The 15,092-nt window shown below is 30.2% G+C and carries 13 protein-coding genes; 3 read left to right on the forward strand and 10 right to left on the reverse strand.

What is annotated here, in order from left to right; genetic code table 11:
- Positions 1–104: 104 nt before the first annotated feature.
- The 7 genes from CCE28_RS12320 to CCE28_RS12350 form a co-directional block, all read right to left on the reverse strand.
- The gene (locus CCE28_RS12320; protein WP_095134028.1) at positions 105–884 is read right to left on the reverse strand and encodes a TIM barrel protein; all 780 of its coding nucleotides are present in this window, start codon (positions 882–884) and stop codon (positions 105–107) included.
- Positions 885–899: 15 nt separating this feature from the next.
- Entirely contained in the window at positions 900–1,907 is a 1,008-nt protein-coding gene (gene iolG / locus CCE28_RS12325; RefSeq protein ID WP_330396852.1) for an inositol 2-dehydrogenase, read from the reverse strand.
- 100 nt (positions 1,908–2,007) lie between these two features.
- Complete coding sequence (locus CCE28_RS12330) at positions 2,008–2,970, reverse strand: sugar ABC transporter substrate-binding protein (RefSeq protein WP_207652901.1); 963 nt, start codon at positions 2,968–2,970, stop codon at positions 2,008–2,010.
- A 13-nt stretch (positions 2,971–2,983) separates the two neighbouring features.
- Positions 2,984–3,940: an ABC transporter permease gene (locus tag CCE28_RS12335; RefSeq protein WP_095134030.1), complete on the reverse strand. Its 957-nt coding sequence runs from the start codon at positions 3,938–3,940 to the stop codon at positions 2,984–2,986.
- A gap of 64 nt (positions 3,941–4,004) precedes the next feature.
- Positions 4,005–5,513 (reverse strand): sugar ABC transporter ATP-binding protein, encoded by a 1,509-nt coding sequence (locus CCE28_RS12340; protein ID WP_095134031.1) that lies wholly within the window; start codon positions 5,511–5,513, stop codon positions 4,005–4,007.
- Positions 5,514–5,892: 379 nt separating this feature from the next.
- The gene (locus CCE28_RS12345) at positions 5,893–6,093 is read right to left on the reverse strand and encodes a cold-shock protein (protein ID WP_095134032.1); all 201 of its coding nucleotides are present in this window, start codon (positions 6,091–6,093) and stop codon (positions 5,893–5,895) included.
- Between the two features lie 200 nt (positions 6,094–6,293).
- The gene (locus CCE28_RS12350; RefSeq protein WP_095134033.1) at positions 6,294–6,995 is read right to left on the reverse strand and encodes a hypothetical protein; all 702 of its coding nucleotides are present in this window, start codon (positions 6,993–6,995) and stop codon (positions 6,294–6,296) included.
- 565 nt (positions 6,996–7,560) lie between these two features.
- Here CCE28_RS12350 and CCE28_RS12355 point away from each other — a divergent pair.
- The 3 genes from CCE28_RS12355 to phaC are packed head-to-tail and all read left to right on the forward strand — an operon-like array spanning position 7,561 to position 10,149.
- The gene (locus tag CCE28_RS12355; RefSeq protein WP_141228359.1) at positions 7,561–7,977 is read left to right on the forward strand and encodes a MaoC family dehydratase; all 417 of its coding nucleotides are present in this window, start codon (positions 7,561–7,563) and stop codon (positions 7,975–7,977) included.
- A gap of 20 nt (positions 7,978–7,997) precedes the next feature.
- Positions 7,998–9,053, forward strand: a complete 1,056-nt coding sequence (locus CCE28_RS12360) for a poly(R)-hydroxyalkanoic acid synthase subunit PhaE (RefSeq protein WP_095134034.1) — start codon at positions 7,998–8,000, stop codon at positions 9,051–9,053.
- A 28-nt stretch (positions 9,054–9,081) separates the two neighbouring features.
- Positions 9,082–10,149, forward strand: a complete 1,068-nt coding sequence (phaC, locus tag CCE28_RS12365) for a class III poly(R)-hydroxyalkanoic acid synthase subunit PhaC (RefSeq protein WP_095134035.1) — start codon at positions 9,082–9,084, stop codon at positions 10,147–10,149.
- A 19-nt stretch (positions 10,150–10,168) separates the two neighbouring features.
- On the opposite strand, the gene CCE28_RS12370 is transcribed toward phaC, so the two are convergent.
- From CCE28_RS12370 to CCE28_RS12380, 3 genes are all read right to left on the reverse strand, one after another.
- Positions 10,169–11,236 (reverse strand): hypothetical protein, encoded by a 1,068-nt coding sequence (locus tag CCE28_RS12370; RefSeq protein WP_095134036.1) that lies wholly within the window; start codon positions 11,234–11,236, stop codon positions 10,169–10,171.
- A gap of 74 nt (positions 11,237–11,310) precedes the next feature.
- Positions 11,311–12,825 carry a recombinase family protein gene (locus CCE28_RS12375; protein WP_095134037.1) on the reverse strand — a complete coding sequence of 505 codons (1,515 nt, stop codon included), beginning with the start codon at positions 12,823–12,825 and terminating at the stop codon, positions 11,311–11,313.
- A 472-nt stretch (positions 12,826–13,297) separates the two neighbouring features.
- The gene (locus CCE28_RS12380) at positions 13,298–14,668 is read right to left on the reverse strand and encodes a methyl-accepting chemotaxis protein (protein ID WP_176461799.1); all 1,371 of its coding nucleotides are present in this window, start codon (positions 14,666–14,668) and stop codon (positions 13,298–13,300) included.
- Positions 14,669–15,092 lie beyond the last annotated feature (424 nt).

The following is a 15,092-nucleotide window of genomic DNA, read 5'->3' on the forward strand; positions in this document are numbered from 1 at the left end:
CTCACTAATTAATTTCTATAAAAATTCATAAAAATCCTTTTAAAATACAATAAGTGATGTATATTCTGTCTAGAATTCTACACCACTTATTGTATTTAAATTTATTAAAGAGCTAATATTACATCTATAGCATTCTTCGACGAGTTAATAGGTTCTAACTCAAATCCTATAATTCCTTTGTATTCTAACTCCCTAAGGGACTTAAATATATTATTATAGTTAAGTTCTCCTGTTCCAGGTTCGTGCCTACCAGGAGCATCCGCCACATGAATATAGCCTATTTCATTTATATGTTTTTTAATATTATCTATTACATTCCCCTCATTTATTTGCATGTGATATACATCATATAATATCTTTATGTAAGGAGAATTTACTGCCTTTATTAAGTTTGCACTATCCTCTGTATAAGCCAAGAAATTTCCCACATGGTCTACTATGATATTTAAAGCCTCTAAAACTAGAGTTACCTCATTTTCTTCTGCGAATGCTTTTAACTCATTTAAAAGCATTCGCATATTATCATATTTCACCTTATGATCTATTTCCTTATAATCATTTATTACTATTCCACCTTCCCCTAGGGCATTTGAATGAATGACTAAATTGTCACACTCTAAAAACTTTGCTGCTTTTATAGATTTTTTTATAAAATCTATATAATCGGCATTTTCTCTCTCATCTACCATGGAAAAGGCCTTATCTCCTGAAAAACTACCTATTTTAAGATTATACTTATTGCATAAATCCTTTATTTTATCTAGGTCCTTATCATCCCAAGACCAAAACTCCACATATTCAAAGCCAGCTTCCCTTGCTAGCTTAAATCTTTCATAAAATGGTGCTTCTGTAAATATCATTTCTATACATGCAGATTTTTTCATATTTCCCACCTCCAATTAAAAAAGTTCTGATAACTTAACTGTCCTTTTTTCCTTCATGGATTTATAAGCTGCCATTCCTATTAATACAGGTTGTAATCCATCTATACCCACTACAGGTGGGGTTTTATCCTCCGCTAAGGCATTTACAAAGGATTTAAACTCTTGAACGTAAGAATCATAATATCTCTCCAAGAAGAAAAATAGAGGTTTATCAGTGGATACATTTTCATCTGTACTAAGTCTTACTGTGTCAGGATAGTCATTATTAGCTACAGCACAACCCTTTGATCCAAATACCTCCACCCTTTGGTCATATCCATAAACAGCTTGCCTGCTATTATCAATTATTCCTATGGCTCCATTTTCAAATTTAAGGGTAATTACAGCCGTATCTATATCTCCTGCTTCTCCTATCTTTTCATCTACTAATACAGTTCCCACAGCATGCACTTCCTCTACTTCACTACCTGATAAATAGCGTGCCATATCAAAATCATGTATAGTCATGTCAAAGAATAGTCCACCAGATACTTTAATATACTCAATTGGAGGAGGAGCTGGGTCCCTTGAAGTGATTTTTACAATATGTACATCTCCAACCTTATTTCCGTCTACTAATTCTCTTACCCTTCTAAAATTGTGATCAAATCTTCTATTAAATCCAATTTGTAATTTTACACCTGCATCTTCCACAGCCTTGAGGGCTTCTTTTATTTTGTCTATGTTAAAATCTATAGGTTTTTCACAGAATATGTCCTTCCCTGCCTTAGCAGACTCTATTATTAAATCAGCATGAGTATCTGTAGATGACGCTATAATTACACCTTTAATTTCATCATCCTTAAGTATTTCCTTATAGTCTTTAGTAACATTTTCAATAGCAAGTGAACTTGCCCACTCTATAGTTTTTTCATCTGCATATACCTCTGCCACTGTTTTTATCTCTGCCTTTGGCACATGATAAGTTATTATTTCACCATGAAGTCTTCCTATTCTTCCTGCACCTATTAGTCCAAGTTTCATAATCTATACCACCTTTCATTAAATTCTGTATTAAGGGTGTCTTAAGATTAGTCTCAAGACACCCCCTTTAGGGAATTTTCTATGTATTTCCGTAATTTGCTTATTTTAAATATTCATTTACATTTTCTTCTGTTATTAAATCTGTTCCTGTATCAACTACCTTAGGAACATCTTCTTCATTAATATGTTTAACTGCATTTTTAACAGCTTCATATCCCATATTATATGGACTTTGAGCAACTACAGAGTCCATCTTCCCGTCTTTTATTGCATTTAGTACATCTGTCTGAGTGTCAAAGGCTATTATCTTTATATCTCCAAGTTTCCCCTTTGCATCAATAGCCTCCATGGCACCTAATCCCATTAAAGCATTTGTACAAAATACTGCTTTTAAATCTGGATTTGATTGAAGTATATTTTCCATAACTGTCATAGCTAGGGCAGATTCACTATTAGCTGGTTGTTCTGCCACTAATTCTATATTAGTTCCCTTTAAAGCTTCTTTAAATCCAGCATTTCTATCTCTGTGCGTTTGTTGACCAGGAACACCTGTTATTAAGGCAACCTTACCTTCTCCACCAATTATTTCAACGATTCTTTCACCAGCCATCTTTCCGCCTAGAGTATTGTTTGTACCTACAAATGCTACCACATTAGCATCTGCATTTGTATCAACTGTTAATACGGGTATTCCATTAGAATTTGCTTCCTCAATGAAAGGAACTATCCCTTCAGAATCGCAAGGTGCTACTGCCAGAGCATCTACCTTTTGTTGAATCAAGTCTTCAATTATTCTAAATTGTTGTTCCACATTCGACTCTTTGTCTGGTGCTAATACAACTACATCAACTCCCGTTTCTGCTGCTGCATCTTCTGCTCCCTTTTTAACAGTTAGCCAGTGCTCACTATCAAGGGCCTTTACTACTACTCCTATCTTTGACTTTTTCTCCACATCATTGGAAGTCTCTTGAGTTTGTGTTTCCTTTGCACCACATCCCACTACCAATGTTACCATCATAGCAATGACGAGCATAAGAGCCATAATTTTTTTTAGTTTTTTCATTTTTCATCCTCCCTTATTTTTTATTTTGCAACTTGTCAATGGCAACTGCTCCTATAACAACACATCCTATAACAACCTGTTGCCAAAATGAAGACACATTAAGAAGATTTAAACCATTTCTTAAGACACCAATTATTAAAGCACCTAGTAAAGTACCTTGTGCTGTTCCTTCTCCTCCTGAGAGACTAACCCCTCCAATAACAGCTGCAGCAATGGCATCAAGTTCATATCCTAATCCTGCTATTGGTTGAGCCGAATTCAATCTAGCCGTCAGTATTATTCCAGCTAGTCCAGCCATAGTTCCACACCAAGTATACACTAAAAGTTTTGTTCTTTTTACATTTATCCCTGAAAGTCTTGTAGCTTCTTCATTTCCTCCTATGGCATATACATATCTCCCGAATTTTGTATATTTGAGTAAAATATAGGCTATTACAAAGACTATAAGAGTTATAAGAACCGGTACTGGCATACCCATAAACTTACCTCTGCCTAAAATTCTTAAAGATTTAGGCATTCCAGATATGGGATATCCCTTAGTGATAACTAAGGACATTCCCCTTGCTATACTCATCATTCCTAAAGTTACTATAAATGGTGCCAAGTCTAATTTTGTAATTAAAAATCCATTCATTGCTCCTGCTAAAGTTCCTATTAATAATCCCAGTAACACTGCTGGAATAAGGTCTATACCGTTGCTAATGGCTAAACCCATAGATACAGAAGATAAGGCCAATATGGAGCCTACAGATAAGTCAATGCCTGATGTTATTATGGCAAAAGTTATACCAAATGCCAAAATGGCATTTATTGATGACTGTAGTGCAATATTTAAAGCATTACTTAAAGTTAGAAAATACGGTGACATGAAACTTAAAAATATACACATTATTAGTAACCCTAGTAATGTACCTGCCGTCCTTAAGAATCCCTTAATTTGAAAGGATTTTTTATTTGTAATTGCTTCCATTTTAATCCCCCTTAAAGTTATACTCCAATTTTTCTGTTATGGCTTTATTATGTTAAATTAATACTTAAGCTAGGCTATTCACTTCATTTAATGTTCCTGTAGCATACTTGAGTATTTTGTCTTGGGTAGCTTCACCTCGATCTAACTCACCTGTTATATGCCCTTCATGCATCACATATATACGATCACTCATTCCAAGTATTTCCGGTAATTCTGAAGAAATCATAATAATAGCCACACCCTGTGATACTAATTCATTCATAAGTTTATATATTTCAACCTTTGCCCCCACATCAATTCCCCTAGTTGGTTCATCAAATATGAGTATCTTGCAATTTCTGTTAAGCCATTTTGCTAAAACTACCTTTTGTTGGTTTCCTCCACTTAAAAACTTTACCTTTTGACTTATGGTAGGTGTTTTAACCTTTAAATCTTCCACATACTTATGACAAATGTTTTTTTCATCATTTAGGTTTATCAGTTTAAATTTGTTTAACACCTTATCTAGGTTAGTTAAACTAATATTATCTCTAACGGACAACTCTAAAACCAACCCCTGATTTTTTCTGTCTTCTGTTAAAAAACCTATACCTAAGTTGATAGCTTCTCCAGTTTTGTTAATTTGTACCAATTCGTTTTCTATATAAATTTCTCCATCCTCTATTGGATCTGCTCCAAATACAGCTTTCATAGTTTCTGATCTGCCCGCCCCCATTAAGCCTGCAAAACCTACTATTTCACCTTTTTTTACATGAAAATCTACACCTTTGACCATTTTTCCTGCTTTTAAATTTTTCACTTCCAGTATGGTTTCACCTTTTTTTACATATTTTTTAGGAAATTTATCGTTAAGCGTCCTTCCAACCATCATTTCTATCATTTCATCCACCGTCGTATCTTTGACATTCACTGTTCCTATATATTCACCATCTCTCATGATAGTTACACGATCACCAATGCGTTTAATCTCCTCTAACCTGTGGGATATATAGACGATTGATACGCCCTGACGTTTCAGGTTTTCTATAGTTTTAAACAGCTCATCTATTTCCCGGCTAGTTAAGGCAGCGGTTGGTTCATCCATAACTATAATATCCGCATCCACAGATAGGGCCTTAGCTATTTCTACCATCTGTTGTTGTGCCACTCCTAAATCTTTAACGTTCATTTTAGGATCTAAGTTAACCCTTAATCCTTCTAATATTTTCTTCGTATCATTTTTCATTTTCTTCCACTGGACTATTCCACCTTTGACAGGTTCCCTCCCCAAAAAAACGTTTTCCATAATGCTCAAGTGAGGAATTAAGTTAAATTCTTGATAAATTATGCTTACTCCACTTAACTGAGCTTCTTTAGGGGTTCTGAATTCCACTTCTTCATCCTTATATATAATTGTCCCTTTATCCTTTTCATATATTCCCGTCAAAATTTTCATTAAGGTAGATTTACCTGCCCCATTTTCTCCTAGCAAGATATGTACTTCTCCCTTTTTAAGATTTAAGTTTGCCTTATTAAGTGCCTTAACCCCAGGAAAAGACTTTTCAATGTTTATCATTTTTAAAACAGAATTCATATGCCTCACTCCATTATTCTAAATCTTTTTTAACAATACTTAACCACCTCTTCTTCTTTGTAATAATTTTCTCATAGACAAGGCACTAGTATAAGGGGGAAAGATTTTAGATAAGGTGTATATTTTTTGGAATTTTCTGTTTATTTTTCGCAATAAAAAACCTAAAGCTAAAATTAGCTTTAGGTTTTTGGTGATTTTTTGCTATTTCTACCCTGTTTGCTTGAAAACTTTTTGCTTACCGACATTTATTATATACAAATATTTATTATCTTTCAAGCGTTTAATTATTTTTTATTATTTTGATTTCATTTTAAATAGTAAAAAAAGCATAATAAAGAGTATTAATCTCTTTATTATGCCTATTATTTTTTAATTTTAATTAAGCTTTAATTACGTTTGCAGCTTGAGGTCCTTTTTGTCCTTCAACTACTTCGAATTCAACTTCTTGACCTTCTTCTAAACTCTTATATCCATCAGTTTGAATAGCTGAGAAATGTACGAATACATCATCTTCACCTTCTACTGAGATAAATCCAAATCCTTTTTCAGCGTTAAACCATTTTACAATACCTTTTTTCATGTTGTTTCCTCCTAAAATCAATAATTAAAAGACGACCCCTATACAAACATCGAAAAGATAACTCAAGAGCCTTTTTCTTGATTCCGTATTCTTAATCTTTGTTCCTTTGGAAAAGTAACTAGACTTTTCAGTATAGTTAAATCACCCTTCTTGATAACAATACTATAAGTTTACATAGTTGTCAACTACTAACAGTAATTCTACTTTTCTTTATATTTTAGTATATCTTTTATTATACTATTTCTTAGTTTATCTATTTTTTCAAAATCCACATTAGAAACATAGAATTCCTCTAATTCATCATGTTTTGCCTTAGCTCCTTCTATACATTTAGTACCTTTATTTAAAAGAGTTTCAATTAATTTAGTATCCTCTTTAATCTTTCCATTTTCATCCTTTAAAATTTTCTTATCCATATAAATCATAATATCGATTTTCTTAAAGTGACTCTCCTTATATTTAATATGAGAGGTCATGGAAATATTTAATTTTGGTATTACAATTGTTTCTATATTCTTTTCATCTAATGGTTCATAGTATACTTCCACATCGTAAGATTTCATTATTGCTTCCTCTACTATTTTTTCCATGAAATATGACGATTTATTCACACTTTTGCTATTTATATAATATGTTTTATGTTTATTTTCTATTATAGTATTGTAATAATCTATTAAGCCATTAGGAGTTAATGCACTTCCAAATAAATGTCTAACCTTTCCCATATGACCATTTCCTTTTTTGCCTTTAAATATTTCATTTTTTATAAGTTCAATTTCTTCTAATAATTTAAATTCATAAGTAGATTTATCATAAATATATTCTAAGTCGTCTCTTAAGATTTTAGCAGCCTTAAAAAACTTATAGGCTCTTTTAAAGCTTTCCCCAATAAATTTAGTCATTTTAATAATTTCTTCTTTACTTTTTTCTAAATTATTACGATTCCAAAACTCTCCAAAATTTAAAATTTCGTCATAGGCACCAGGATATATAGGATCAACAACATGGCCTGATGTGGCATTAAACTAATTTTTATTTTCAAAGTAATATTTAACCATTAGTATCATATCTTTTTATTAATGCTTTTTTATTTCTTAAAGTTTCTTTAAGTAAATATTTTTTAAAAAAGTAGTAATTTTAATCAAGCTTCGTGCATATTATTGAAAATGTGAACTGAAAGAGTGAACTAAATTTTATTAATACTACTTTTATTTCTCAAGATTTTTTCAGCAAATAATTTTTTTAAAAAGTAGTAATTTTAATTAACCTTCGTGCATATTATTGAAAATGTGAACTAAAAGAGTGAACTAAATTTTATTAATGCATATTTTATTTCTTAAAATTTTCTTAGCAAATAATTTTTTTTTAAAAGTAGTAATTTTAATTCATCTTCGTGCATATTATTCAAAATATGAACTAAAAAAGTAAACTAAAAATTTATTTATTATTATAAAGGAGGACACACAATTGATAAAAGACATAAAATTTGAGGACATAACCATAGGGCTTAATGATAGCTTAACTAAAACTATTTCAGAAGATGACATTTCCACTTTTGCACAAGTATCAGGTGATTTTAATCCTATACATTTAGATGAAAATTTTGCATCTAAAAGTATATTTAAGAAAAAAATCGCCCATGGTATGTTGACTAGTTCTTTAATCTCATCTGTATTAGGCACTAAATTACCGGGGGCTAATACTCTTTATTTATCTCAAAGCTTAAAGTTTTTAGCACCGGTTTATATTAACGATACTATCACTGCCACCGTTACAGTTATTGACAAAAGAGAAGACAAGCGACTTTTAACACTAGAAACTAACATCTTTAAATCAGATGGTACTAAAGTAGTAAGCGGCAGTGCCATAGTAAAAAAAATGTAAAAAAACTAAGGGGGATTCTCATGTATACACAAAAACACTATGAAAATTTTATGGAAAATGTATTTGACTCTCAAAAGAAAATGTTTGATATGTGGAAAAACACTGTAGTACCTTGCTCTACGGAAAAAGAAAGTTTAAAAGATCCTAGTTTTATTGACTCTTCTTTAGAAATGATGAATAAGTGGAACGAAGTTAATTCTAAGTTCTTTGAAAATATAATGGATTTTTCTAAAGAAAATCCTGTTTACAGTACTTATGACAAAATGTTCTCAAGTATGAACTCATACAATACTCTATTTAACATGTGGAAAGATTTTCAGGATAAGGCCTTTAACACTAATCCATTTGACATGAATTCTTTCATGGACTCTTGGAAAAAGCAATATTTTGATATGGTAGGTACTACTTTTTCTCCTGTATTACCACAAAAGGTTCAAAAATTGTATAAAGATAGCATAGATATCTATAAGTCACACATGACTAATGCTAGTAACTTATTTAAGCCTTGGACTGATAATTCTGCCCCACTTAATGAACTTTACACAAAGACACTTATGGGGGATGCCAATGCCTTTGTAGAGTTTACAAAACTTTTGAAAGAAAATTATGAAAGTAGCTATGGTAAATTCTTTGACATACCTACTTTAGGTCTTAATCGCAACTATTTTGAAGTAAATTTAAAGAGTATGGAATCTTATATTAACTACATTAATACTACAAATGAATTTACTTCTACTTTATATAAAGTAGCCTATGAAACAATGGAGAATATAATCTCTGAATCTTTAAATATGGGTAAAGAAAATAAAGAACCACAATCTTTTAGAGAATTTTATGAATACTGGTGGAGAAAGAATGAAGAAGCTTATAATAACTTGTTCAATACAGACGATTTTGCTAAATTATTATCCCATGTAGTAGATTCAGGAGTTAATTTTAAAAAGGATTTTGATAATGTATTAGAACAACAATTTAGTTTTTTACCCTTTCCGTTAAAAAGTGATTTAAACAGTTTATATAAAACTGTTTATGACTTAAAAAAACAAGTAAGAGACTTATCTAAAAAAATAGATTAATAACTTAAGAAAATTAGGAGGTAAAAATATGTTCCCTTATTTAAATATTGATGTGGAGAAATCTATTGATGAATTTATTGAGACAAATAAAAAACTATCAAATGGTGTAAAATACATGATGGATATAAAGGATCTAGAATCTGATTCTACACCTAAGGATATATCCTATACAGAAGATAAGATGAAATTATATCATTATAAATCCCAGTGTGAAAAAGTTAGTAAAACACCTACATTAATAGTTTACGCTTTAGTAAATCGCCAATACATGATGGATATTCAACCTGATAGAAGTGTTATTAAAAAGCTTCTAGAAAGTGGATTAGATATATATATTATAGATTGGGGATATCCAAAGCAAGAAGATATGTATCTTACTATGGACGATTATATTAATGGATATATTAATAACGCAGTAGATCATATATTAAAAACTAATAATGTGGATAAGGTAAATCTTATGGGTATTTGTCAGGGAGGTACTTTCTCTAGTATTTATTCTTCCCTATATCCAGAAAAGGTTAAAAATCTAGTTACTATGGTAACTCCTATCGATTTTGGTGTGGATGAAGGACTACTTTTCAAGTGGGGAAAACACTTAAATATAGATAATATGGTAGATGCCTATGGAGTATTACCTGGTGACCTGATGAATAGTGGATATTTAATGTTAAAGCCTTTCCAATTGATGCTAGATAAATATGTAAATCTTGTAGATAATATTCATAAACCTGATATTATGACCAACTTCATCAGAATGGAAAAATGGATATTTGATAGTCCTGGCCAAGTTGGTGAAACCTTAAGACAATTCGTTAATGATCTTTATAAAGGTAATAAATTGGTAAAGGGTGAACTAAAACTTGGAGATAAAGAAGTTAATCTTAAAAATATCACCATGCCTCTTTTAAATATTTACGCTGAATATGATCATTTGGTTCCACCTAGTTCTAGTGCAGCATTAAATGATTTAGTTTCTAGTACAGATAAAGAACTTGCTTCTTTCTCTGTAGGACATATAGGTATGTACGTTAGTTCTAAATCTCAAAAGGAAATTGCTCCTAAATTAGCTAATTGGTTGTTAGAAAGAGACTAAGTAAAAGGGCTATGAAAATTCATAGCCCTTTTAATTCATTTACTATATCTTCTCTTAAATTAGCTAGCTTGTCAAAATCCATACTTTCCACATAAAACTTTTCTAAGCTCTTATGTAGCCTTTTAGCAGCCTTAAGTTCTTCTATACCAACTTCAATTAAGTCCTTTACATAGGATCTGTCTTCTTTTAATTGATTTTTATGTCTTTTTAATATATCTTTATCTAAAAATTTATCTAAATTTATAGTCTCATGATTTTCCTTTTGAAATTTATGGCTAATGGTAAAAGCCATATTCATATTTTCTATTATTATAGTTTGTACTAGATTTGGATTTAATGGATTATGATAAAATACTACTCCATATCCCTTTCTTTTAGCAACTCTCCCTATTTCCTTCATATAATTACTAGAAGCCTCTGATAAATGACTTTTAATATATGTTACCCTTGTACCTTTTAGGAGATTATCATAAAAATCTACTATTCCTTCTGATGACAAAGCACTGCCAAAATAGTGTTTTTCTTCTCCCTTCTCATCTAGATTAGAGGTCATGATTTCTTCAATTTTATCATCTAAATTCTTATAAAAATCCTTGTGCTTAAAATATCTCTTTAAAATCTCTTCACTGGAAAGACTTATTGTTTTAGCTCCATTAAAGTACTTGTATGCCCTTTTAATTGAGGATGATATTTCATTTTTAGTACTGATAATTTCATTTTGTGATCTTTGAATTTCATCTTCACTCCAAAATTCACCAAAATTTAATATTCGCCCCACTATGCCAGGATACATGGGTTCTACTGCATGTACTCCTGTTCCATCTAAAAACACGATTTTTAATTTTGGGATTACTAGTCCATCTAGGGAGTCTTTGTCAAAAGAACAGTGGTGATATTCCACATCATATTCCATATCTATCATAGCCTGTCCAATTTTTTTCATAAAGGATGATTTACCAGTTCCTGGCCCACCCTTTATTATATACACTCTTTTAGGATCTTTACCTATCATATAATCAAAATATGAGTAAAATCCGTCACCTGAATTAGCAGCTGGAAATATATGCTTAATTTTTACTTCTTTCATATTCTAGTTCTCCTTTTTAATCATCTCCTTTTATTTTTTACAAAATTTCCTTTATATATTAGGCTTTTCATTAATTATTCTATAAAGTTCCATTTAATTTCTATTACCTGTTTTTTATTTGTTTTATCTACTTTATATATTTTTATAAAATCTATCAATTCATTAATAATAAAATGATTTAACTTTTTAATTTCTTCATTAAAAGTTCCATTATGATTTTCTTTTACATCTTTAATTTCTTTAATCTTATATTCAATATTTTCCACATGGTTTAATAACTTATTCCTATCATCCATAATCACTTCTTTTATGATACTGAATTCTCTTTCATCTATTCTCTCCTCTATTTTATCTATATAGAGTTTTTTCAAATTCATTTTAGTTTTATTTAATTCAACCATAATATTTTTATATTTTTTTTCTAATATTTTCAACTCTAATTCTTTTTTTTCATTGTTATTGCAAATAAAAAAAAGTCTATCCCTATCTACTTTCCTTAAATGAAAGTTTATTCTATCTAGTATTATTTTTTTTAACTTATCAACTCTTATACTAGTACTTTTCTTTTCATTTAAGCATCTTAAGTATTCTTTTTCACCAACTTTAACATAAGTTAGTTTCCCACCACATTCACCACATATTACTTTTGAAAAAAACATATGGCTTTTACCCGTCTTAGTTATCCTACTTTTTTCATCTAATTTTTTTTGTACAAATTGAAAATGATTTTTGTCTACAATAGGTTCATGTACATTTTTTACTACTACCCAGTTTTCTCTTGGTATATTAATGACTTTACTATCCTTATAATTAATTTTCTTCCGTTTCCCCTGTACCATATTTCCTATATATACTTGGTTTCTCAAAATTCTCTTTACAGTAGTCTTATTCCACTTACTAACTTTTGAAGGATTCCTATAGTTGTATCCACATTTTATTTTGTACCTACTAGGGCTTAGTATATTTTTTTCATTTAATATTTTTGCAATTTTATTTGTACTATTACCTTCCATATATAATGTAAATATATTTTTAACGGTCTGTGCTGCCTCCTCATCAATTATCAACTTATTTTTGTCCTTCATGTCCTTTTTATATCCAAAGGGCGCAAATGCCCCTATAAACTTCCCATCCCTTTGTTTTACATGAAGGGTTGCTTTAATAGCTTCACTAATATCTTCTGAATACCATTCGTTCATTAAACTATTTATTTGCCTTGTTTTCTTATTTTTTTTATCCCTTGTATCCACATTATCAGTCACACTTACAAATCTTATATTCCACTGTATGAACTTGTTATGAAGATATTTTTCTATAGTCTCTATATTTCTAGAAAATCTTGATTGATGTTTGCAAAGGATTATATTAAAATTTCCTCTCTTTCCATCTTCAATCATTCTAATAAAATTAGGCCTATGATCATTAAGGCCTGAATAGTCATCATCTATGTAAATTTTATATATTGACCAATTTTTATCTGTAGCATATTGAATTAATAGTTTTTTCTGATTCTCTATACTTTCACTAAATAGGCCAAATTTATGATTATCTTCATCACTTAATCTACAATATATGGCAACCCTATCCATAAAATCACTCTGACTCTCCCATCTTTTCTCTCTCTATCCTTTCTAAAATTACTGCAAAGACTTCTTCCTTAATTCTTTCTTCACCATATTTATCCACTACTATATATTTTATATCTTTCATATAATCCCCCTCATAAATTATATGAAAGATACATTTTGTCCTAGAAGAAATGAAAACATAAAAAAGTTACCTGAAAATAGATGATTTCCATGTTGTTAACAAAATATATAAATTTATAACTATAAAAAAGTCATGCGACCTATGATTCGTTATGGAACCCTATGTTTCCCTTCGACGATTGGTATCGCAATCTGAACACCCTCCTTTAAAGAGGCAGGGGATGTTCCCCTACAACCCCTTCTTTTTTTACTTATCCACAGTTTTTAAAATTTATAATTTCCTAGTAAGTAAAAAAATGGCTAAGTTCATAGAACCTAGCCATCTTAAATATAATTCTTTCCAGTAAAATTATTAAATTTTAAATTCCTCTAAAAGGTTTTCCAATTCATGTGCCAATTGTGATAACTCTCCACTAGAGATTGCCATTCCTTGTACAGATGTACTTTGCTCTTCTATAGATGCAGATGCTTCCTGTGTTGAAGCAGCATTTTCTTCAGCTATGATAACTAAGTTATCCATTATAGTTAAAATTGTATTTTTCCCGCCTTCTAAGGTCTGTCCGGAATCATTTAATCCCTGAATTGCTCCTTTAGATGTTTCTACACCAGATGTTATTTTATCATATCTTTCTTCTATATTTTTCACACTTTCAGATTGCTTTTTAACTATTTCATTTACAACCTCAACTGATTCAGAAACAATCTCAAAATTAATCATAAGCTCCTTTATTACATTATCTATTTCTTTAGTAGAACTTGTAGACTGTTCTGCTAATTTTCTAATTTCTTCAGCCACTACAGCAAATCCCCTACCATGTTCTCCTGCACGAGCCGCTTCTATAGCTGCATTTAATGCTAATAAATTAGTTTGTTCTGCTATTTGAGCAATAACGGCACTAGCTGCCCCTATTTTCGTGGAGCTCTTATTAGTTTCTATACTAGCTTTATGTATATCATGTGCTGCTTCCCTTGTGGCTTTAGTTTTTTGAACTAAATCATTTAATGCTTCTAATCCTTCTTCTACATTTTTATCTATCTGGTTAGAACTCCTATTTAATTCATCTAAATAACTTTGATTCATACTTACAATATTTCCTAAGATAGATGCATTTTCTGTACCCATTTGAGTATCTTCCGCCTGACTATTTGCATTAGATGCAATACCTTCTATAGTTTTAGCAATTTCTTCTGTCATAGATGAAGTTTCCTGTGATGAGTTTGATAGTTCTTTAGATGATTGGATCACTTTAGAAGAACTTTGTTCTATTTCTTTTAAAATTGTTCTTAGGTTATCTGTTATAGATTGAACTGCCCGTCCTATTTCACCAATCTCATCTTTCCTATTAGTTAATTTTATATGTACATTTTCTCTGATATCTAAATTAGCAACTCTATTTGCCGCTTTAGATACTTGTATCATAGGTGATTGTATATGCTTTGCCATTAAAAATGTTATCATAAGGCCAAATATTAATGATGAAGGTATAATTATAACCATCCTCTTCTCTATCTTCTTTAATAGTAAGAGGCCTTCTGACTCCTCTACTATATCAGAATCCCCATTTTTATCTATATCCTCATGGACTACTTCATTTAGTTTATTTTCATTTATTACGTCCTTTTTAATGGTATAGTAAAAAAATCCAGATATTAATATTATTGGTATTAGTCCTGTGACTATAAACAATGTTATTAACTTATATTTCATTTTAAAATTTTGCACCATATCACTCCTTAAATTTAAATACATAATGCATAAATAATGAGGATTTTCAAATTCCCCTTATTCTTTTCCTCTTAGCTGACTAATCTACAGTATTTTTTAAGATAAAATTTCCGGCAATTGTAATTAGAAGATATACATACGCCATTGCCATGTTGATAATGATTATCATTTCCGCATTTTATTATATACCTATACTTTTATTTTGTAAATATCAAATTGTAATTTATTTCTATTTTTTGTAATCTTTATTAAAATTATAGATTAAATAATCATAAATTTACTACCCCACACTTATATAAATGTATACTTATTAGTTATTTTTTTAAGTTCCATTTAATCTCTATTTCCTATTTTTTATTTATTCTATGGAAAAAGAAATAAAAACTGCTTCCTTTACATTAGAAGCAGTTTTATAGTTTTA

The sequence above is a fragment of the Anaeromicrobium sediminis genome (assembly GCF_002270055.1).
GTDB lineage: Bacteria > Bacillota > Clostridia > Peptostreptococcales > Thermotaleaceae > Anaeromicrobium > Anaeromicrobium sediminis.

Excerpts from the sequence above, each read along its gene's own strand:
- CCE28_RS12335 (WP_095134030.1), bottom strand. The coding sequence starts at position 3,940 with ATGGAAGCAATTACAAATAAAAAATCCTTTCAAATTAAGGGATTCTTA.
- CCE28_RS12340 (WP_095134031.1), bottom strand. The coding sequence starts at position 5,513 with ATGAATTCTGTTTTAAAAATGATAAACATTGAAAAGTCTTTTCCTGGG.
- CCE28_RS12320 (WP_095134028.1), bottom strand. The coding sequence starts at position 884 with ATGAAAAAATCTGCATGTATAGAAATGATATTTACAGAAGCACCATTT.
- CCE28_RS12360 (WP_095134034.1), top strand. The coding sequence starts at position 7,998 with ATGTATACACAAAAACACTATGAAAATTTTATGGAAAATGTATTTGAC.
- CCE28_RS12370 (WP_095134036.1), bottom strand. The coding sequence starts at position 11,236 with ATGAAAGAAGTAAAAATTAAGCATATATTTCCAGCTGCTAATTCAGGT.
- CCE28_RS12330 (WP_207652901.1), bottom strand. The coding sequence starts at position 2,970 with ATGAAAAAACTAAAAAAAATTATGGCTCTTATGCTCGTCATTGCTATG.
- CCE28_RS12345 (WP_095134032.1), bottom strand. The coding sequence starts at position 6,093 with ATGAAAAAAGGTATTGTAAAATGGTTTAACGCTGAAAAAGGATTTGGA.
- iolG (WP_330396852.1), bottom strand. The coding sequence starts at position 1,907 with ATGAAACTTGGACTAATAGGTGCAGGAAGAATAGGAAGACTTCATGGT.
- CCE28_RS12375 (WP_095134037.1), bottom strand. The coding sequence starts at position 12,825 with ATGGATAGGGTTGCCATATATTGTAGATTAAGTGATGAAGATAATCAT.
- phaC (WP_095134035.1), top strand. The coding sequence starts at position 9,082 with ATGTTCCCTTATTTAAATATTGATGTGGAGAAATCTATTGATGAATTT.
- CCE28_RS12350 (WP_095134033.1), bottom strand. The coding sequence starts at position 6,995 with ATGACTAAATTTATTGGGGAAAGCTTTAAAAGAGCCTATAAGTTTTTT.